19 protein-coding genes are annotated in these 19986 nt (G+C 72.9%); 9 read left to right on the forward strand and 10 right to left on the reverse strand.

Annotation, left to right across the window (positions count from 1 at the left end; all coding sequences use genetic code 11):
- Positions 1-87: 87 nt before the first annotated feature.
- Entirely contained in the window at positions 88-501 is a 414-nt protein-coding gene (locus ACZ7KF_RS20840) for a roadblock/LC7 domain-containing protein (RefSeq protein WP_471076836.1), read from the reverse strand.
- A gap of 90 nt (positions 502-591) precedes the next feature.
- Here ACZ7KF_RS20840 and ACZ7KF_RS20845 point away from each other — a divergent pair, with 90 nt between their 5' ends.
- Positions 592-1020, forward strand: a complete 429-nt coding sequence (locus ACZ7KF_RS20845) for a PPOX class F420-dependent oxidoreductase (protein ID WP_471076839.1) — start codon at positions 592-594, stop codon at positions 1018-1020.
- A gap of 9 nt (positions 1021-1029) precedes the next feature.
- Here the strand turns inward: ACZ7KF_RS20845 and ACZ7KF_RS20850 are convergent, their stop codons facing one another.
- From ACZ7KF_RS20850 to ACZ7KF_RS20870, 5 genes are all read right to left on the reverse strand, one after another.
- Complete coding sequence (locus ACZ7KF_RS20850) at positions 1030-1632, reverse strand: GTP-binding protein (protein ID WP_471076842.1); 603 nt, start codon at positions 1630-1632, stop codon at positions 1030-1032.
- A gap of 230 nt (positions 1633-1862) precedes the next feature.
- The gene (locus tag ACZ7KF_RS20855) at positions 1863-2276 is read right to left on the reverse strand and encodes a DUF742 domain-containing protein (protein WP_471076844.1); all 414 of its coding nucleotides are present in this window, start codon (positions 2274-2276) and stop codon (positions 1863-1865) included.
- Between the two features lie 18 nt (positions 2277-2294).
- Entirely contained in the window at positions 2295-2732 is a 438-nt protein-coding gene (locus tag ACZ7KF_RS20860; RefSeq protein ID WP_471076847.1) for a roadblock/LC7 domain-containing protein, read from the reverse strand.
- Positions 2729-5338, reverse strand: a complete 2610-nt coding sequence (locus tag ACZ7KF_RS20865) for a sensor histidine kinase (RefSeq protein ID WP_471076850.1) — start codon at positions 5336-5338, stop codon at positions 2729-2731. Before ACZ7KF_RS20865 ends, ACZ7KF_RS20860 begins: the two co-directional genes overlap by 4 nt.
- Before the next feature lie 45 nt (positions 5339-5383).
- On the reverse strand, positions 5384-6157 hold the full coding sequence (locus ACZ7KF_RS20870) for an MHYT domain-containing protein (protein ID WP_471076853.1): 774 nt from the start codon (positions 6155-6157) through the stop codon (positions 5384-5386).
- 150 nt (positions 6158-6307) lie between these two features.
- Here ACZ7KF_RS20870 and ACZ7KF_RS20875 point away from each other — a divergent pair, with 150 nt between their 5' ends.
- Positions 6308-6907: a class I SAM-dependent methyltransferase gene (locus ACZ7KF_RS20875; protein ID WP_471076855.1), complete on the forward strand. Its 600-nt coding sequence runs from the start codon at positions 6308-6310 to the stop codon at positions 6905-6907.
- Positions 6908-6920: 13 nt separating this feature from the next.
- Here the strand turns inward: ACZ7KF_RS20875 and ACZ7KF_RS20880 are convergent, their stop codons facing one another.
- Positions 6921-7676: an alpha/beta fold hydrolase gene (locus tag ACZ7KF_RS20880; RefSeq protein ID WP_471076858.1), complete on the reverse strand. Its 756-nt coding sequence runs from the start codon at positions 7674-7676 to the stop codon at positions 6921-6923.
- A gap of 102 nt (positions 7677-7778) precedes the next feature.
- Here ACZ7KF_RS20880 and ACZ7KF_RS20885 point away from each other — a divergent pair, with 102 nt between their 5' ends.
- Positions 7779-8312, forward strand: coding sequence for a PadR family transcriptional regulator (locus ACZ7KF_RS20885; protein ID WP_471076861.1), 534 nt, complete (start codon positions 7779-7781; stop codon positions 8310-8312).
- Here ACZ7KF_RS20885 and ACZ7KF_RS20890 read toward each other — a convergent pair.
- Positions 8289-9203, reverse strand: a complete 915-nt coding sequence (locus ACZ7KF_RS20890) for an oxygenase MpaB family protein (protein WP_471077094.1) — start codon at positions 9201-9203, stop codon at positions 8289-8291. The genes ACZ7KF_RS20885 and ACZ7KF_RS20890 overlap by 24 nt on opposite strands.
- 101 nt (positions 9204-9304) lie before the next feature.
- Between ACZ7KF_RS20890 and ACZ7KF_RS20895 the strand changes: the two genes are divergently transcribed.
- Positions 9305-9601 carry a hypothetical protein gene (locus ACZ7KF_RS20895; protein WP_471076863.1) on the forward strand — a complete coding sequence of 99 codons (297 nt, stop codon included), beginning with the start codon at positions 9305-9307 and terminating at the stop codon, positions 9599-9601.
- A gap of 143 nt (positions 9602-9744) precedes the next feature.
- Positions 9745-10584 carry a hypothetical protein gene (locus ACZ7KF_RS20900; protein ID WP_471076866.1) on the forward strand — a complete coding sequence of 280 codons (840 nt, stop codon included), beginning with the start codon at positions 9745-9747 and terminating at the stop codon, positions 10582-10584.
- A gap of 130 nt (positions 10585-10714) precedes the next feature.
- Here ACZ7KF_RS20900 and ACZ7KF_RS20905 read toward each other — a convergent pair whose 3' ends face one another.
- On the reverse strand, positions 10715-10897 hold the full coding sequence (locus ACZ7KF_RS20905; RefSeq protein ID WP_471076869.1) for a hypothetical protein: 183 nt from the start codon (positions 10895-10897) through the stop codon (positions 10715-10717).
- A 460-nt stretch (positions 10898-11357) separates the two neighbouring features.
- Here ACZ7KF_RS20905 and ACZ7KF_RS20910 point away from each other — a divergent pair, with 460 nt between their 5' ends.
- The 3 genes from ACZ7KF_RS20910 to ACZ7KF_RS20920 all read left to right on the forward strand — a co-directional run bounded on the left by ACZ7KF_RS20910 (position 11358) and on the right by ACZ7KF_RS20920 (position 16988).
- A complete protein-coding gene (locus ACZ7KF_RS20910) occupies positions 11358-14222 on the forward strand; it encodes a DEAD/DEAH box helicase (protein ID WP_471076871.1) in 2865 nt (954 codons plus the stop codon).
- Between the two features lie 14 nt (positions 14223-14236).
- Positions 14237-15517 carry an SWF or SNF family helicase gene (locus tag ACZ7KF_RS20915; RefSeq protein WP_471076874.1) on the forward strand — a complete coding sequence of 427 codons (1281 nt, stop codon included), beginning with the start codon at positions 14237-14239 and terminating at the stop codon, positions 15515-15517.
- 130 nt (positions 15518-15647) lie between these two features.
- Positions 15648-16988 carry an esterase-like activity of phytase family protein gene (locus tag ACZ7KF_RS20920; RefSeq protein WP_471076877.1) on the forward strand — a complete coding sequence of 447 codons (1341 nt, stop codon included), beginning with the start codon at positions 15648-15650 and terminating at the stop codon, positions 16986-16988.
- Between the two features lie 220 nt (positions 16989-17208).
- Here ACZ7KF_RS20920 and xylA read toward each other — a convergent pair whose 3' ends face one another.
- Positions 17209-18375, reverse strand: a complete 1167-nt coding sequence (gene xylA / locus ACZ7KF_RS20925) for a xylose isomerase (RefSeq protein WP_471076879.1) — start codon at positions 18373-18375, stop codon at positions 17209-17211.
- Between the two features lie 156 nt (positions 18376-18531).
- On the opposite strand from xylA, the gene xylB reads away from it, so the two are divergent.
- Positions 18532-19977 (forward strand): xylulokinase, encoded by a 1446-nt coding sequence (gene xylB, locus ACZ7KF_RS20930; RefSeq protein ID WP_471076882.1) that lies wholly within the window; start codon positions 18532-18534, stop codon positions 19975-19977.
- The last annotated feature ends 9 nt before the right edge of the window (positions 19978-19986 follow it).

Raw genomic sequence — 19986 nt, forward strand, 5'->3', positions numbered from 1 at the left:
GCGTTCGCCGTGCACCCACCGTAGCCGGACCGTCGCCCCCCGTGGCGAGCCTGTGGAAAACTCCGCGGCTGTCAGCGAAAACGCTGGTCAGGCGTCTGCTATGCGGGTTCGCTCGGGTTGCCTTGCGTCGACTCCGAGGTGTTCGCCCACCCGGTTGACGAGCAGGGTCATCTCGTAGGCGATCTGACCGATGTCGGCCTCGGCCCCGCTGAGCAGACACAGACAGCTACCGGTGCCGGCCGCGGTCACGAACAGCACGGCGTCGTCGTACTCGATCATCGTCTGTCGCACCCGGCCCGCGCCGAAGTGGCGTCCCGAGCCCTTGGCCAGGCTGTGCAGCCCGGACGCCACGGCGGCGAGGTGCTCGGCGTCCTCGCGACGCAGGCCCGTGCTCGCCGCGGTGACCAACCCGTCGTTCGACAGGACCAGTGCGTGACGCACATGGTCCACCCGCTCGGTCAGATCGTCCAGGAGCCATCCGAGACCCTGGTTCTGCGCCATGTCCGTCTCCCCGTGTGATGTCTCCCCCTGGCTGGAGGAACTCCCGCCAGCCTTCCCCACGACCGGCGTACGGGCAAGCAGGATGGGCCCATGGCAGAGAAGATGACCGATGAGGAATGGCGGGCGTTCGTCTCGGACGGCACCCGCACCGGCAAGCTGTCCACCGTCCGCGCCGACGGGAGCCCGCACGTGGCTCCGATCTGGTTTCTCCTGGACGGGGACGAGGTGGTGTTCAACACCGGCAAGGACACGGTGAAGGGGCGCAACCTGGCCCGGGACGGACGGGTTGCCCTGTGTGTGGACGACGACCGTCCGCCGTTCCATTTCGTGGTGCTGAACGGCCGTGCCCAACTGTCGGAGGATCTGGACGAGGTGCGTCACTGGGCCACCCGGATCGCCGCCCGGTACATGGGCGAGGAGCGCGCCGAGGAGTACGGCGCCCGCAACGGCGTACCGGGAGAGCTCCTCGTCCGCGTCGCGATCGGCACCGTGCTGGCCATGCGGGACGTCGCGGCCTGAGCGGCGGTCTCAGCCGACCGAGTCCAGGAGCCGGGCGGTGTGCATCCGCCCGGCGTACTCGACGAGCCGGATGAGCACCTCCTTGCCGGAGTCGCGATCCCGCGCGTCGCACAGCACCACGGGCGTACCGCGGTCGAGGTCGAGCGCACGGGAGACGTCGTGGGCGCCGTAGCCGCGGGCTCCGGTGAAGCAGTTGACGGCGACCACGAACGGGATCCTCCGGTGCTCGAAGTAGTCGACGGCGGGGAAGCAGTCCTCCAGGCGCCGGGTGTCCGCGAGGACCACGGCACCGAGGGCGCCCTGGGCCAGCTCGTCCCACAGGAACCAGAAGCGGTCCTGCCCCGGTGTGCCGAAGAGGTAGAGCGACAGACCGGAGCGGATGGTGATGCGGCCGAAGTCCATGGCCACGGTCGTGGTGACCTTGTGGTCCACGCCGTCGGTGTCGTCCACCAGTTGGCCGGCTTCGCTGAGCAGTTCCTCGGTGCGCAGCGGCCGGATCTCGCTGACGGCCCCGACCAGGGTCGTCTTGCCGACGCCGAAGCCACCGGCGACCAGTATCTTCAGCGCCAGGGCAGTGGTGTCGCCGGTGGCGTCGGAATGCTCGGAGACCATGATCACTTCTCTCGGGAGGGCCGGTTGCGGCCGGCGTCCGCGTGCTCCGGGGGTGAAGTCAGCATCATGACAAGGGGGTTGTCCGCCGGGGCGAGGGGACCGAAGTGGCCCTGACATGACCGGCTTGCGCCCGTTCGCCGCCGCAATGCGCCCGGAACGGACGGGCCGGGACACGGCCGGGCGTACAGATGCGGAAGCGGCGAGGGGTACGACGGTTTCCGATCGCTCATCTACAGCGCTCGCAGTCCCTCGATGACCTCGCGCAGGATCCGTTCGTCGGGGAGGTGCGCCGGGGGGACGGGGCGGCTGATGGTCACGCAGCCCCGTTCCAGGAGATCCCCGATGAGCACCCTGATCACGCCGACCGGAAGGTCCGCGTCCGCGGCGAGTTCGGCCACCGACTGTGTCTCCGCGCGGCACAGGTCGATCAGGCTCCGGTGCTCGGGACCGAGCGCGGTGTCGTCGTCGAGTGCCGGTGCGGCCGGGTCGAGTGTGACGAGCGCGATCAGGTCGAAGCGTACGCCGGTGGGTCCGGGCTGGGTACGGCCGCCTGTCATGGCGTACGGGCGGACCAGGGGCCCTGCCTCGCCGTCGTACCACTGGCTGCCCGGCTCCCGGGGGCCGCCGGTCGGGTCGTCGGTCATCGGTGCGGCCTTTCCGGATCATCCGGCGGCGGGCGGCCGGGCCGCGACGCGTGGCGCCGTGTGGAGGTGCTCACCGACGCGTTTGACGAGGCGGGCCATCTCGTAGGCGACGAGTCCGATGTCGGCCGTGACCGCGGTGAGCAGGGCGAGGCAGGAACCGTCGCCGGCGGCGGCGACGAAGAGGAACGCGTCGTCCATCTCGACCATGGTCTGGCGGACTCCGCCCGCTGCGAAGTGCCGTCCGGCGCCCTTGGCGAGGCTGTTGAAGCCGGAGGCCACGGCGGCGAGGTGCTCGGCGTCCTCCCGGGCGAGGCCGGAGGAGGCGCCGACCGCCAGTCCGTCGTTGGAGAGCACGACGGCGTGCCGTACCTCGGTCACGCGCATCACCAGGTCGTCGAGCAGCCAGTCCAGTTCGCCGGATCGGTGGCCGGTTCTCGGGGTCGGGTCCTGGATCATGCCGGGTCTCCTTCGCTGCTGTGACTGCCCGTTCCGGGTTGCGGGGCGGGGCCGCGGCCGGGCGGCCTGCCACCGCCGCGCGTCCAGCCGTCGCGGTAGGCCGCCATGCGGTCCCGTACGAGTTCGGGGGTGCGCCGGTCGTCGCCGTGCCGGGCGGGCTGCGCGGCCGGTTCCTCGGTGCGCTGGTGGCGCAGTTGCGGGGCGAGGCTCGCCTGGCGCACTCGGCGCGGGAGGTCCTCGGAGGGCTCGGAGTCGTCCGGCGGACGGTGCAGCCTCAAGGTGGTGACTCCGGGGGGCGGGGGTTCGGGGGCGGGGCGTTGCGGGCCGGCGCCGTGGGGGCCGGGAGCCTGGTCGGTGTCCTCCGGTTCAGGAACCGGCCGGGGCCCATGGGACACCGGGGGCTGCGCGGTGCCGTGGGCGCCGGGAGTCGTGGCCGCCAGGGCGGGCCGGTCCGGCCGCGCGGCGACGGCGGCCTCCTGTGGCGCGGTCGCGCCGGGCACGCGCGCGTAGGCGCGTTCCTGGTCGGGGCGGGTCTGTCCGTCCTGGTGGGAGGAACGTTTCGCGCCCCCGTGCAGCAGGGCGGTCGGCAGCAGGACCACTGCGGTGGTGCCCCCGTAGGGGGAGGTCCGCAGATGCACCTTGATGTCGTGCCGGGAGGCGAGCCTGCTGACGACGAAGAGTCCCAGACGGTCGCTGTCGAAGAGGTCGAGCGCCTCGGACTGTTCGATGCGCCGGTTGGCCTCGGCGAGGGTGTCGGTGCCCATGCCGAGCCCCCGGTCCTCGATCTCCAGGACGTAGCCGTTGCCGACAGGTTCTCCGGTGACCCGTACGCGCGTGTGGGGCGGTGAGAACTGGGCGGCGTTCTCGACCAGCTCGGCGAGGAGGTGGGTGAGGTCGGCGACGGCCGTGCCGACGACGTGGGCCTCGGGGAACTGACGCACCTCCACGCGCGCGTAGTCCTCGACCTCGGAGACGGCGGCCCGTACGACGTCGGTCAGGGACACGGGCATGCGCCAGGCCCGGCCGGGTGCGGCGCCGGAAAGGATGATCAGGCTCTCGGCGTGGCGTCGCATCCGGGTGGTGAGATGGTCCAGACGGAACAGGTCGCTCAGTTCGTCGGGGTCGTCCGAGCGCCGCTCCATGCTGTCCAGGAGGCTGAGCTGGCGGTGGACCAGGACCTGGCTGCGGCGGGCCAGGTTGACGAAGACTCCGGAGATGCCGCTGGCGAGTTCGGCGCGCTCCACGGCGGCGCTGAGCGCGGCCCGGTGGACGGTGGTGAGGGCTTCCGCGACCTGTCCTGTCTCGTCCTCGGCGGGTGGCCCGGCGGGCGCCTCGGCCTGGATGTCGATCTCGTCGCCGGCGCGCAGTTTCCGCATCGCCTCCGGGAGTTTGCGGCGGGCGATCTCGAGCGCGTCGTTGCGCAGGTTCACGAGTTCGATCACGAGTGCGCGCCCGATGCGGACGGAGATGACGAGGGAGGCGGCGACTGCGGCGAGCCCGAAGAGCACGGCGGCGCCGGCGGGGCTGAGCAGGCCGCGGGTGACCGGGTCGGCACGGCCGGCGACGGCGCGGCCCGTGGCCGCCGCGATGGTCCGCATGCCGTCCCGCACGCGCGCGTGGTCGGCGCTCCAGGCGGCCCTCGGTGCGATGTCGGCCGGCCCGGCATCCGGACCGGCGGCGAGCAGCTTGTCCTCGGCGGTGCCCAGGGCGGTGTAGGAGGCGCTGTTCGTCAGGTCCCGCCAGGCGGCGCGTTGAGCGGCGGGCAGATCGGCGACAGCGGTATCGGTGAGGGTGCGGCGGGCGGCGACGGCGGCGCCGAAGAGCCGCAGGCGCTCGCCCCGCAGGGTGCCGGCGGTGCGTGCGCTGCCGAGCAGGGTGTCCTCCTGGGCCAGTGCCTCGGCGGCGCGGGAGAATTCGAGCAGCACGCGCGCGTCGGAGGCGACGTCGGCCTGCTGGACGCCGGTGAGGGCGCCGTCCACGGCGAAGGCCGCGCCGATGTTCTTGGTGTACTGCGCGTACGCGGCGTTCCAGCCCGTCCCGTGGCTCAGTACGTCCGTCCGCAGCGTGCGGAGGTGCTCGGCACCGGTGACGAAGGCATCGAGACGCTGGGAGACTCCTGCGGGCAGTTCCTGGCTGTCGGCGACCGTGCTGCCGCGGCCGAGCCGCAGCTTGGCCACGGCCCGGTCGGTGCGGGCCGCGAGGTCCTCCAGGTCCTCGCCGTTCCCGACTCCGGGTGTGGTGGCGTACCGCACGGCCGCGGTGCGTTCGGCCTGGAGCGCGGTGACGGCCGCGGCCACCGGGGTGCGCAGTTCGGCGTCGACCCGCTGGGACTGGCGCAGCCGGGCGATGTCCTGGGCGGTGCTGACGGTGGCGTACGCCCAGAGGGCGAGCAGGGAGACGACGGGCACCATCAGGAGGCTGACCACTTTGGCGCGCACCGTCCGGGGCCGCAGGTGCCGGCGGCTCCCCCGCGCGCGTGCCGGGGCGGTCGGCGCGCCGAGCGGGTGATCGGTGCCCTCGTCGGCGGGCGGGCCCGCATGTGCGCGGCGTCCGCGCGGGCGGTGTGCCGGGGCGGTGGCTTTCTCGGGTGTACGGGGTGGGCGCATGGCCTCCTCGTTCGGGACGTGGGCGGTGCGTTCGGGCCGGCCCCGCTAGCGGGCGACGCTTTCGACGGGCCGCTGGGCGGAGGCGGACGCCTCGCGCTCGCCGGCCGTGGGAGAGAGGGCGACGAAGGCCGAGGTGATGAACAGGTAGGACCCGAGGCCGACGGCGAGGGGGAAGATGAACTGCATCGCCGTGGCCCCGGGGAGGGTGTCGCCGGAGGGGTCCACGCGCACGCTCACCGCGGACATCCCGGTGTAATGCATGCTGCTGACGGCCGCCCCCATGACGAGGGAGGCGACGGTGACCGCGAGCGGCGACTTGATGTTGAGTCCGGCCCACAGGGCCGCGGTCGCCGCGGCCACGGCGATCAGTACCGACAGTCCGACGCGTGCGGGGTCGTACGTGACGTCGCCGTGCAGCCGGACCGCGGCCATGCCCAGGTAGTGCATGCTGGCGACGCCCAGCCCGGTGGTGAGCCCGCCCAGGAGGAGGGCGCGGTTGCGGTCACGGCTGTGACCGACGGCGAAGACGCCGGCGCAGACCACGGCCATGGCGACGAGGAGGCTGAGGATGGTCAGCGGCACGTCGTAGCGGATGTCGGTACCGCTGACACGGAAGCCGAGCATGGCCACGAAGTGCATGGTCCAGATGCCCGTCCCGATGGCGGAGGCCGCCGTGACGAGCCAGTTGCGGCGCGAGCGCCCGGTGGTGGCGAGTGCGCGGACGGTGCAGCGCAGTCCGAGTGCGGCGCCGATGCAGGCCATCACGTACGACAGCACGGGGGTCAGCCAGCCGAAGGCGGCGTGGTCCAGGTGTCCCATGGCCCCGGGACGCTAGGGGGCAGGGGCGCACGGCGGGGGCGCATTTCGAAAGGTGGCGGAATATGGAGCACAATTGCGACGGAACGATCGCGTCCCGCTCGAACGTGCGCACAGAGACATCCCTCGTGCCGGTGAGGAATCATGCGGAGCATGAGCGACGACCACACACACGTCCAGGACTTCTTCACCGCCCGGGCGGCCGACTGGGACAGCCGGTTCCCGGACGACGGGCCGGCCTACGCGGCAGCCGTGGCCGATCTCGGGTTGCGGGAGGGGGACCGTGTGCTGGACGCGGGCTGCGGCACGGGGCGGGCCCTGCCGCCGTTGCGGGCCGCCGTGGGCCCCTCCGGGGTGGTGCTCGGGGCCGATCTGACGCCGGCGATGCTCCAGGAAGCCGCGCGGGCGGGCCGGGACCGGGACGGGCGCCTGCTGCTCGCGGACGTCGCGTCGCTGCCGCTGCGTTCGGGTTGCCTGGACGCCGTGTTCGCGGCCGGTCTGATCGCCCATCTGCCCCGTCCGGTGGCCAACCTGCGTGAACTGGCCCGTGGGGTGCGGCCCGGCGGTGCGCTCGCGCTCTTCCATCCCATCGGCCGCGCGGCCCTGGCGGCGCGGCACGGCCGCCCGCTCACTCCGGACGATCTGCGGGCGGAGCCCAACCTCCGCCCTCTTCTGGCCCGTTCGGGCTGGCGCATGACGTCGTATGTCGACGAGGACTCCCGTTTCCTCGCGCTCGCGGTGCGCGAGGCCTGACGGCCGGGGCGGATCAGGCCGTTTCCGCGACGGCCGCCGCGAAAGCGCCGGGGTTGTCGAACATGACGTTGTGCCCGGCGCCCGCCACCGTCACCACGCGCACGCCGGCGGCTTCCAGGCTCTCCCGGCCCTCGAGTTCACCGCTGTGCTCGCCCTGGAGATAGACACGGTCGGCGGGCAGCCCCTCCAGGAGCGTGCGCATCACAGGGTCCGAGCCCTTGCGCAGGCCGACGGCGCTGCGGTGCAGGGCGCGCGGGTCGGCCAGCCGCATCGTCGCCGCCCACAGGGGACCGACCGCGTCCAGCACGCGCGCGTACTCCCGTTCCACGAACTCGTCCTCTCCGTAGGCGGCGATTCCGCTGCTGGCCGCGGTCGACGGCGGGAACGCGTCCAGATTGGCTTCGGTCAGTACCAGCCGGGAGACGAGATCGGGCCGCCGGTGCGCCAGGACGACGGCGACGGCACCGCCCATGCTGTGCCCGATCAGTTCCGCGCCGGTGGCGCCGGCCGCGTCCAGGGCGACCGCGACGGCGTCGGCATGGTCCTCCAGCGTGTACCCGAAGTCCTGGGGCCGGTCGCTCGTGCCGTGTCCGGGCAGATCGACGAACAGGCTGCGCCGCCCCGTCAGTTCCGGCCGGGCCGCGATGTGTGCGTGATACACGGCCGACAGGGATCCGAGCCCGTGCAGATACACCCGGGCGGGCTCCGCCCCGGACACCTCGGTCCAGCTGATACGGCTTCCCCTGCTGTCGAACGTGGCCTGCTGCATCGCACCCCTCCTTGCGCTCTGCGACCCAACATACATCGGAGCCGAGGTATAGCGTCAAGACAGTATTGGTGGAGCGATGTATCCCTGCGGAAGAATGCGGTCATGCTCGAACTCGCCATCCTCGGATTCCTGTACGACGCCCCACTGCACGGATACGTACTGCGCCGCCACATCGCGGCGCTCACCGGCCATGTGCGTCCCGTCGCCGAGAGCACCCTGTACCCGGCGATCAAGCGACTGGAGAAGGCCGGTCTGCTGGTGCGTGCCACCGAGCCCGGCGCCGTGGCCGCACCCCGGCACGTGCTGAGCCTGACCGAGGAGGGCAGGCGCGAGCTGAAGCGCCGGCTCGCCGAGCCGGCCCCGCGTGAAATCACCGACGAGAACAACTGGTTCACGCTGCTCGCGTTCCTTCGGCACCTGGCGGACCCCGCCGCGCAGGCGGCCGTCCTCCGTCGCCGTCTGGCCTTCCTGGAGGAGCCGGCGAGCTTCTTCTACGACGGCGACCGGCCACTGCGCGCAGAGGAACTGGACGACCCGTTCCGGCGGGGAGTCCTCACCATCGCCCGTGCCACGAGCCGGGCCGAACTGACCTGGCTGCGCGACACGCTGGCGTCACTCGACGGGGTCGGCCGCTGAGGTGTCCCGGTGCCGTACCGGACAACCGCCCATGCCCGGGACCGGGCGGGTGCCCAGGTCGGCCACGCGGTAGCCGTTCGGGTAGCTCTTGATCTCCCAGTTCTGACGGGCGTAGTGCGGGGCCCGGCGCGGCGGCAGCAGCCGGACCAGTCGGCCGCGCGTCCGGACGGCACCGCGTACCAGCGCGGTGGTGGCCGCGCCGGGGCGCGGGTACCGAAACGCCCGCAGGAGCGAGTCGTTGAGCAGGGCGAGCGTCGCCGTGCGCAGCAGCGGGGCCAGCGGGGCCAGCGGGCGGGGATACCAGGACGTCATCAGGCCGAGGGTGGCGTCGGAGACCTGCCGGGCCCCCTCGTCCCAGCCGAAGTGGGCCTCCTCGTAGGAGTCGAGAAGGGCTTCGAACTCTTCGTAGGTCCGGGGAATGTCGGGGATCCCCATGTGCCCGCCGAGGGTGCGGTAGTACTCGGTGGTGGCGACGATCTCGTGCCGGGACAGCCGCCGCCAGCCGTAGGCGTCGATCCAGCGCCGGGGCACCACCACGAACGTGCTCAGGACGTACCGCATGTCGTCGTCGCTGATGTCGTAGCTGCGGTGCATCTGGTTGATGCGGCGGATCGCCGTGCGCCCCTCCTGGGCCGCGAAGCCGTGTTCCAGGACGGTGTCGAGGAGGAGCGCCGTGTCGTCGTACCGCTTCTGCGTGCGCTCGGTCAGCTCCGCGGTCCGGGCGAGCAGCCGCCCGATGCTCGGCACCGCGTAGGTGCGGTACAGGGCCAGTTCGAGGGCGCGCGTGTAGTCCCAGGGAAACTCGAACGTGGCGCTGATCCGATAGATCTCCAGCGCGTCCGCCACCGGGTCCAGCCGACGGATCTGCCCGAGCCGCTCGAAACGCTTCACCACGTCGCCTCCCCCTTATGCCACCGAAGCTCCAACTCTAGGTTGTAGGAGAGCAGGTGGGGCGATCGGTACCGGCCTCGTTCAGGGAAAGGGTGGTCCGTGTGTTCGACATGATCCGCAGGTACGTCGGCAGGCTCCGCACCTCCGCGCCCGCGCGGCCGGTGGACGCCCCGGAGCGGCGTGCGCACAACTTGTTCGAAGCGGCGGCCGTCCATGTGGCGGCTCGTGTGGAGGACGACCAGGACCGGATGGAGGAGGCCGCGGGATGGGTGTCGCCGGAGGCACTGTCCTTCGGGGTGAGCGAGCTGGCCTGCCGGGCGGTCGTCGCACTGGCCCGCGAGCGTGACGAGTCGCCCGGCGCGGTGGCCCGTGACCTCCTCGGGCTGCCCGCGGCGTGAGTGGAACATCGTTCTCCGGATGTGGCCGTTTCGCCCCTGTCCAGGTGGAAACCTGCAGCTCCGCGTGGTGCGAGGAGTCGTGACAAGCTGCTTCCGCTCGCACTAGGGTGCGCGCCGTTGGGTGAACCACTGGGGAGGCTGGGATGGCTGGGACGAACGACGAGGCCGTCGCCGCCGATGATGCGCTGTACGTGCTGACGGCGGTACTGCTCACGCCGGCGCAGTTTCCGAGCGTGCTGGGCGACGACTACCCGGAGGCGTGCACGGCGCTGGACCTCGCGCCACGCGCCGACGGATACGGCCTGGTACTGGGCCAGGACGGGGACGGGGCGCGCTGGACGGTCGTGATCGACGACGTCTCACTGGTCGCGGTGGCGATCGCCTCGTGGGACTGCGGCATGGAGTACGAGCTGTCACCGGACGAGCGTGCGGTGGTCACCGCCCTGCCGGGCTGGCCGCTGGCCGTCGCCGTCGCCGCTCCCGGCGTGCCCGCACCGCACGATCCCTCGGCCGAGGTGGCGGGCCGGTCGGCGCTGCGCCCGCCGGACACCGGCTCCTGGGGACCGGCACAGCGCCGTCTGGGTGCCGACGAGATCGCACTGCAGTGGGCGGCCTGGCGGGAGCAGATCAGCGACGCCGATTTCTCCGCGCCCGGTGAGCAGGCCGAGGCCGCGGAGTCCGCGCCGGAGAGCGGGGCCGGCGCTTCGGGCGGCGGCCATGCCGGTGTCCGTCGGGTGCTCGCGGAGGCGCGTGCCTACGTCGGCTCTCCGCCGCCGCTCGGCCGGGTGCGTTCGTCGTTCGCCCCGGGCGAGGCCCGGACGCTGCGCGCCGACGGCCCCGGCTGGTCGATCGTGGCCCGTACCGACGACATCGCGTTCGTCCTGCTCGACGACGAGCCCGGCGAGGTCCTGCCGGTCGGCCGTGGGCCCGAGCTGCCGGGTCTGCTGGAGGCGCTCGACAAGATGGCCGTACGGCCCCTGTGAGCCGGGAGGGCCGGGCGACGCCTCCCGTGCTCGCCAGGGAGCGGGGCCCCGCACGGCGGCGCGGCTCCCGGTGGCCCGGCCGGTCCGTGCGGGCTCCTCGGCGCGTGTCGCCCGGGAGTGCGCCGGTGCCTCAGCGGCCCAACTCCTTCCGGGTGACCCGGCGCAGCCTGCGGCGCTGTGAGGGGTCCAGGGCGAGGTACGCGACCGCGGGAACTCCCACGACGATCAGGAACGCCACCCACCAGGGCAGCCAAATCAGCAGGATCAAGCCGACTACCACGCCCCCTGCGGCGATCTTCGCGTTCTTGGACATGAGCCTCGCCTCCTCCGCGGCCGCTGCCGCTCTCTGATCTGAGAACGGTCTCCCGTCCCCCGCGGTTCCGCGCCCCGCCCCTGAGACATCCCGGAGGCGCGCCCCCTCATGGCCCCGGCTAGCGGCGCCCCTCCCACGAGACCCGTCAGCCCCTCCCGCGAGACCCGTCAGCGCCGGCCGAGCCGGAGACGCCTGACGGCGCGAGCCCGGCGGCATGCGGGCCGGTCCCGGCGACCCCGGCTTCATGGATCTCCGGGCTCCGTGTCCCCGTCATGCTCCCCCGCGCGCTGATGCCAACCGCCCTTCCCACCGCCCGTCCGGGTCACGAGCGAGAGGCCGGCCGTCGAACAGATGGTGAAGTGATCCAGCCCACCCTACCGATAGGACGGTGATGCCCTCGGCGTGCTGTACCCTCGGCGACTCCGAGCGAGTAGTCAAATTTGAGGAGTTCGGCAGAGCTGTGCAGACCACTCCCACGGCACCCCCCTACGACCTGTCCGAACTGACCCACTGCTGCGTCGTCTTCCTGCCTTCCGATCCCGCGCGTGCGGGCCGGATCGGGTTCTGGCGACCGGACGGCGAGGCTCCGCCCGCATTCCCGGGAGGCTCCCCGACGTCTGTGGACCTCGTCGTCCCCGCCGCGGGCGGCGGCGTCGAGCGTGCCTCTCTGCCTGTCCTCCTGCTGCCGGTCCGCAGCGCTCTTCCGGTGCTCACGCGCGCGCGTGCGCTGCCGGGAGAACACCGGGCCGCCGCCTTCTGGCGCACCGCCGGTGAACTGGCCCTGGGCTTCCTGGCACGCGGTCTCCTCCTGCCGGGCCTGTCCCCGGGCGACCACGACACCTGGCGCGTGGGACCCCTGTCCGCGCGTGACGCGGAGCTGGTCCGCGAACTCGCCGCCGCCATGCCCCCGGAGGCCCACGCGGTACCTGTCGCGGCGGAGGGACCGTTGCTGTTGCCCGACCCGGAGCGGCTGCTGCGTGCCTTCCTCGACGCGGTCGCCGACGTGCTCCCGCGCTCCCCCGCCGCCCCCATGGTGACCGGTGGTCCCGCGTACGCGGCACCCGAGCCTCGGCATCTTCCGGCACTACGGGCGTGGGCCGACGACATCGCCGCCGGCCATGACGCGGGGGTGCGACTGTCGCTGCGGGTGGAGGCGTCCGGTCTCGACGACGCCGTGCCCGCCGACGACGCCCCGATCCGTTTCCGTGCGGTACTGCAGGTGCACGGCCAGAACGGAGCGGCGGACGTCATGGACGCCGCCGGCCTGTGGGCCGATGCTGATGCCGGGGCATCCGCGCCCCGCGCGCGTGCGGACGCCCTTCTGGCACTGCGACGCGCGGCCCGCGCCTGGCCGCCGCTGACGCCGCTGCTCTCCGTCGCCGTGCCCGATGCCGTGGACCTGGCCGACGACGAGATCGCCGAGTTGCTGGGCGAGGGCGCGCGGGCGCTGGCCGCGGTGGGGGTCGACGTGCACTGGCCGAAGCAGCCGGCCCGCGGCCTCACCGCGCACGCGGCCATCGGCCCACCGGACGACGGCACCGCTTCGTCCGTGGCCGCCCTCGTTCCGTCGTCGTTCCTGTCCGCGGCCACCCGGGTCACCCTCAGCTGGCGGTTCGACCTGGGCGGGCGGGAGTTGTCCCGGGAGGAGCTGGACCGGCTCGCGGAGGCCAAACGACCCCTGGTGCGACTGCGCGACGGGTGGGTTCTGGTCGATCCGCGGGAGGCGGCGCGGGCCCGGACCGAGCGGGAGCGACCCCTCGCTCCCGTCGAGGCGCTCGCCGCGGCGCTGACGGGTTCGGCGGAGGTCGACGGCCGGCGGGTCGAGGTGCGCCCGACGGGATGGCTGGAGGGGCTGCTGGAGCGGCTCACGGCCGACGGGCAGGCACTTCCCGTCGGACAGCCGCCCGGCCTGGCCGCGACCCTGCGGGACTACCAGCTGCGCGGCCTCGACTGGCTCGCCCGCACGACGGCACTCGGTCTGGGCTGCTGCCTGGCCGACGACATGGGCCTGGGCAAGACGATCACGCTGATCGCGCTGCACCTGCACCTGCAGACGCAGCCCTCGTCGGCCGGTCCCGCTCTCGTCGTCTGCCCGGCCTCGCTCCTGGGCAACTGGCAGCGTGAGATCGAACGGTTCGCTCCGGGCGTGCCGGTGCGCCGGTTCCACGGCCCCGGGCGCGAGCTGGGCTCTCCGGTGGACGGGGAGTTCGTCCTGACGACGTACGGGACGATGCGCCTCGACGCCGCACGGCTCGCCGGGGTGCCCTGGGGGATGGTCGTGGCGGACGAGGCACAGCACGTGAAGAATCCTTACTCCGCGACCGCACGGGCATTGCGGACGATCGACGCACGCGCGCGCGTGGCGCTCACGGGCACACCGGTGGAGAACAACCTCACGGAGCTGTGGGCGATCCTCGACTGGACGACACCCGGCCTGCTCGGCCGCCTGGGAACCTTCCGTGCGCGGTACGCGCATCCCGTCGAGGGCGGCCGTGACCCCGCGGCCGCGCGCGGGCTCGCCCGGCTCGTCGGGCCGTTCCTGCTGCGGCGGCGCAAGTCCGATCCCGGTATCGCGCCCGAGCTTCCGCCGAAGACCGAGACCGATCACCCGGTGGCACTCACCGCTGAACAGGCGGGCCTCTACGAGGCGTTGGTACGCGAGACCCTGGACCGGATCGCCGTCGCCGACGACATGGCCCGCCGGGGCCTGATCGTGCAGCTGCTGACCGGCCTGAAGCAGATCTGCAATCATCCGGCGCAGTTCCTCAAGGAGGACGATCCGCGGCTCGCGGGACGCTCGGGAAAACTGGAGCTGCTGGACGAACTGCTCGGCACCATCCTCACGGAGGGCTCGGGAGTTCTCGTCTTCACCCAGTACGTGCGGATGGCCCGGCTCCTCGAACGGCACCTGGCGGACCGCGGGGTGGCCTCGTTGCTGCTGCACGGCGGGACGCCGGTCGCGAGGCGCGAGGCTCTGGTGCGCCGTTTCCAGGCCGGCGAGGCACCGGTGTTCCTGCTGTCCCTCAAGGCCGCCGGAACGGGACTGAACCTCACCCGTGCCGAACATGTCGTGCACTACGACCGCTGGTGGAATCCGGCGGTCGAGGCACAGGCCACCGACCGCGCGTACCGCATCGGGCAGACCCGTCCGGTGCAGGTGCACCGGCTGATCGCGGAGGGGACCCTGGAGGACCGCATCGCGGAGATGCTGGGCCGCAAGCAGGAACTGGCCGACGTGGTGCTCGGCACCGGCGACGCCGCCCTGACGGAACTCTCGAACGAGGAACTGGCCGCACTGGTGGAACTGCGCGGGGAGACGCGATGACACGGGGAGGCACGATGAGCCGCTACGACGACGAGCACGGCCGTGACGCGGGGCGCACCGTGGCCGCGTTGCCGCCCGCGCGCGGGCGTGGCTTCGCGCAGAGCTGGTGGGGGCGCGCCTGGCTGCGGGCCCTGGAGGACGCGGCCCTGGAAGCGGCGGTGGTCAAGGCGGGACGCCGGCTCGCGCGCGCGGGCGGTGTGGGGGCGGTGACGGTACGGCCGGGCCGGGTCACCGCCGTCGTACGCGCTCCCGGAGGCGCGGTCCACCGGGCCGACGTGCTGCTGCCCGAGCTGTCCGACGCGGAGTGGGGGAGGTTCCAGGATCTCGCCGTGGAACAGGCCGGGTACATGGCCGCGCTGCTCGACCGGGAGCTTCCGCCCCTTCTGATCGAGGACGCGGCGGTGGCGGGCATCGACCTCCTGCCGGGCCTCGGCGATCTGGATCCCGCATGCGACTGCGGCGCGTGGGACCACTGCGGACACACCGCCGCCCTGTGCCAGCAGGTGGCGTGGCTGCTGGACGAGGATCCGTTTCTGCTCCTGCTGCTGCGCGGACGGGAGAAGGACGCCTTCCTGGCGGAGCTGCACGTCCGCGGGACCGTGCGGCACCTGGAACCGGTCGCCGTGGAAGGCGTGGACGCGGCCGAGGCATGGGCGGCTGCCGACATCGTTCCCCCGCTGCCGGCGTTGCCCGCGCTCCCCTCGGCGCCCGGCTCGCCCCCTTCTCTCACGGCCGGGCCGGCAGCCGGGCCGGAGGTCGATCCCGCGGCACTGGAACACCTTGCCCGCCGCACCGCCGTGGCGGCGTACCAGCTGCTGGCGGCGCCCCTTTGCGGCGACGGTACGGGCGACGGCGAGGTGACGGCCGCTCAGGACGCCGTACGGCTGGCATGCGGCCCCGCCCCCGCCGCCGTCACCGAGCGGCTCGCCGTGGGGTCCGGACGCGGTCACGACGGCCTGGCCACGGCCGTCCTCGCCTGGCGGACCGGGGGTGCGGCGGCGCTGGCCGTGCTCGACGAGGAGTGGCAGCTCGAGGGCGTCGTCCTCGCACGCGCGCGTGCGGCCCTGCACGGGGCCTGGGAGGCGGACGAACGGCCGGATCTCCACCGGAGCGGCAACCGGTGGACCGTCCGGGACGAAGGCGTTCAGCTGCGACTCGGGCGTGAGGGCCGCTGGTGGCCGTATCGCGAGGCGGGAGGCCGCTGGATCCCGGCAGGCGGAGCGGACGCCGACCCCGCGACGGCACTGGCTTCCGCGCGGCTCGGGACGCGGAGACCGTCGGGAGAGCCCTCCTGACGTCTCGTCATGACGGGCTCGGCGCCATCCGATGAGCGGCGGACGCCGGACGTTCACCCGGCGATCGCCAGGCGTTCCTCCAGGAGCCCAATCGTGGCCGCAGTCAACGACCTTGCTCCCAGGAGGCCCGATGTCCCCGCATGCCGTAGGCCGGCGCCGTGTCCACCGTTCCGTCGTCACGGGTCTGCCCGTCGCCCTGGCCGCTGTTCTCGTGGCCGCGGGGACCGCCACGGCGGCGCCGTCCAAGGATGCGCGTGTCGTCCGCACCGCGACTCTCGGCGAGACTCCGCTCGGCGCGTTCAGCAACGCGCTGCTGCCCGACAGCGTGGCCGACGATCACGGCGTGAAGCTCGGCGGCATCGGCAGCGACATCTATCCGGCGGGCCGCGAGGGCGAGTACTGGACGGTGACCGACCGCGGCCCCAACGGCCAGATCAAGGTGGACGGCAAGAAGCGCCGCACCTTCCCGGTGCCGGGATTCGACCCCGCGATCGTCAGGATCCGGGTCTCCGGGGACACGGTCGAGGTCGTCGACGCGATACCCGTGACCACCTCCTCCGGTAAGGCCGTCACCGGGTTGCCCAACCAGCCGAGCCGGGACGAGGCGCCGTACACCTACGACGCGCGGACGCCGCTCTCCTACGACCCGAACGGCCTGGACACCGAGGGCATCGTGCGGGCAGGGGACGGCAGCTTCTGGCTCGTCGACGAGTACGGCCCCTCGCTCGTCCATGTCTCCGCGCGCGGGAAGGTGCTCACGCGCTACGTCCCCAGGGGGCTGAACCTGACCGGCACCGACTATCCGGTCGTGGAGGCGCTGCCGTCGGTCCTGCTGCACCGCAAGGTCAACCGCGGTTTCGAGGGGCTCGCGCTGCTTCCCGGCGGCGGCCTGGTGGTGGCCCTGCAGAGCCCGCTCCCGCTGCCGGACGCGGACACGGGGGACGCCTCGCTCACCACCCGTCTGCTGCGCTTCTCGCCGCGCGAGAAGGCCGTCACCGCCGAGTACGCCTACCGGTTCGACCCGGTGAACGTGGTCGACCCGAGCGAGGACGACACCTCCGAGTTGAAGATCTCCTCGGTGGTGGCCGTCGGCCGGGACCGGCTGCTCGTCGAGGAGCGCACGGACAAGGCGGCCCGGCTGCAGCTGGTCGAGCTGGGGCGCAGGGTGAACATCCTCGGCGGCCGGTGGGACGACGACACGACGTCTCCGTCACTGGAGCAGCTGGACGATCCGGCCACGGCCGGTGTGCCGGTCCTGTCCAAGCAGCTCGTGGTGGACCTGGGCAAGGTCGCCGGGGTACCCGGGAAGATCGAGGGCATCGCGCGCGTGAACCGCGACACTCTCGCGCTCGTCAACGACAACGACTTCGGGATGACCGACGGGGCGGGCGCGTTCGACGCCCAGGGCCGTCTGGTGGACAGCGGCATCAAGACGACCGTGGTCTACGTCCGGCTGCCCAAGAAGCTCTGAAGGAGCCCGGCGGGCCGGGGTTCCGGCCCGCCGGCGGCGGAAAGGCCGGACCGGACGACACGTGCTGTGCCGTCCGGTCCGGCCTCACGTCTGTCCGGACGCTGTTCCGGAGGGGCGGGAGCCGGCCGGGACACGGGGCCGCCCGCGCGGGTGCGGGCGGCCCTGTGGCTCACGGCTTCTCGCCCGCGCGGTGACCGCCGCTCCCACGCGCGCGTGACGGTCAGTCCCGCGCCCCCAGCAGGTGGTCCATCGCCAGCTGGTCGAGTCGTTCGAACGCCATGCCGCGCGCGGCGGCCGCCTCCGCGTCGAAGTCCTCGAAGGCCGCACGGTCGGCGAGCAGGTCCTGCAAGCCGTCGGCCGCGGTCGGCTGGGCCAGCTGGTCCAGCCGCGACGCGCGCAGCGCCTCCTGCACCTCCGGGTCGGCACGGAAGGCGGCCGAGCGCTCCTTCAGGATGAGGTAGTTGCGCATGCAGCCGGCCGCCGACGCCCACACACCGTCGAGATCCTCGGTCCGCGGCGGCTTGAAGTCGAAGTGCCGGGGTCCCGCGTAGCCGGCGGTCTCCAGCAGGTCGACGAGCCAGAAGGCGGCCCGCAGGTCTCCGGCCCCGAACCGCAGATCCTGGTCGTACTTGATGCCGGACTGGCCGTTGAGGTCGATGTGGAAGAGCTTGCCCGCCCACAGGGCCTGCGCGATGCCGTGCGGGAAGTTCAGGCCGGCCATCTGCTCGTGGCCGACCTCCGGGTTCACGCCGTACAGCTCGGGCCGTTCCAGGCGCTCGATGAAGGCCAGCGCGTGACCGACGGTGGGCAGCAGGATGTCGCCGCGAGGCTCGTTCGGCTTGGGCTCGATGGCGAAGCGGATGTCGTAGCCCTGGGCGGTGACGTACTCGCCGAGGAGGTCGAAGGCCTCCTTCATACGGTCCAGGGCGGCGCGCACGTCCTTGGCGGCCCCGGACTCTGAGCCCTCGCGACCACCCCAGGCGACGTACGTCTTCGCGCCCAGTTCGACCGCCAGGTCGATGTTGCGGATCGTCTTGCGCAGGGCGTACCGGCGGACGTCGCGGTCGTTGGCGGTGAACGCGCCGTCCTTGAAGACCGGGTGCGTGAAGAGGTTCGTGGTGGCCATCGGGACGGTCATCCCGGTGGCGTCCAGCGCCTGCCGGAACCGCTTCACGTGCGACTCGCGCTCGGTGTCCGAGGAGCCGAAGGGGATCAGGTCGTCGTCGTGGAAGGTCACTCCGTGGGCGCCGAGCTCCGCCAGGCGCCGCACCGTCTCGACCGGGTCGAGGGCGCGGCGGGTGGCGTCGCCGAACGGGTCCCTCCCCTGCCAGCCGACGGTCCACAGGCCGAAGGTGAACCTGTCCTCGGGGGTGGGCTGGTAGTTCATGCCGCGGCTCCTTGCTCCGTACGACTATTTCGTCATGGCCGTTTACAAATTAGTATGCGGACGCACCGCTGGGAAGAGACAAGATGTCTTTCGACAGCAAGGTGTCTTCGACAGTGCACCGCACATCCCGCGGAGCCGCGGAAGAGGGAGAGCCCGATGTCAGCAGCCGAGGGTCCGCTCGTCGTCGGGGTGGACACGTCCACCCAGTCCACGAAAGCGCTGGTCGTCGACGCGGCGACCGGGCAGGTCGTGGCCGCCGGCCAGGCACCGCACACGGTGACCACCGGGGCGGGCCGGGAGAGTGACCCGCGCCAGTGGTGGGACGCCCTGTGCGCGGCGCTGCGCCAGTGCGGTGAGGCGGCCCACGAGGCGGCGGCGGTGTCGATCGGGGGGCAGCAGCACGGTCTGGTCACCCTGGACGCGCACGGCGAGCCGGTGCGTCCGGCCCTGCTCTGGAACGACGTCCGCTCGGCGCCGCAGGCCCGCCGTCTCGTGGCCGAGCTGGGCGGACCGAAGGCATGGGCGGAGCGCACCGGCAGCGTGCCCGGCGCGTCCTTCACGGCCACCAAGTGGGCGTGGCTCGCCGAGCACGAGCCCGAGGCGGTCCGTGCGACCAGAGCGGTACGACTCCCCCACGACTACCTCACCGAGCGACTGACCGGACAGGGCACGACCGACCGCGGCGACGTTTCCGGCACCGGCTGGTGGGCGTCCGAGACCGAGGCGTACGACGAGGAGACCCTCGCGCACCTCGGTCTCGACCCGGCGCTGCTGCCCCGGGTGGTGCGCCCCGGCGAGGTGGCCGGCACCGTGCGCGAACACCACGACCTGCCGTTCTCCAAGGGCACGCTGGTGGCCCCCGGTACCGGCGACAACGCGGCGGCGGCCCTGGGCCTCGGCCTGCGGCCCGGCACCCCGGTGCTGAGCCTCGGCACGTCCGGCACCGTCTACGCCGTCGCCAAGCACCGCCCCACCGATCCGACCGGCACGGTGGCCGGCTTCGCCGACGCGCGCGGGGACTGGCTGCCGCTCGCCTGCACCCTGAACTGCACGCTCGCGGTGGACCGCGTCGCGGCCCTGCTGGGCCTGGACCGCGAGGCGGTCGAATTGGGCGGCTCCGTGACCCTGCTGCCGTACCTCGACGGTGAGCGCACGCCGAACCTGCCGCACGCCTCCGGACTGCTGCACGGGCTGCGCCACGACACGACCGCGGGCCAGTTGCTGCAGGCCGCCTACGACGGTGCGGTGCACTCGCTGCTGAGGGCCCTCGACCTGGTCCTCGACGAGGACGCGGACCGCAGCTCCCCGCTGCTCCTGATCGGCGGCGGGGCCCGGGGGACGGCCTGGCAGCAGACCGTGCGCAGGCTCTCCGGGCGGCCCGTGCAGGTCCCGGAGGCCAGGGAACTGGTCGCCCTGGGCGCGGCAGCCCAGGCTGCCGGGCTGCTGACCGGCGAGGATCCCGCGGCGGTGGCCCGTCGCTGGAACACGGCCGCGGGCCCCGTGCTGGAGGCCGTGGAACGGGACGGGGCGACGCTGGACCGGATCACCGGGGTACTCTCCGACGCGGCCCCGTTGCTGGAGCGGGAGCCGGACACCCAGTGACCGAGCGGC

Source organism: Streptomyces sp. NPDC038200, from assembly GCF_055600785.1.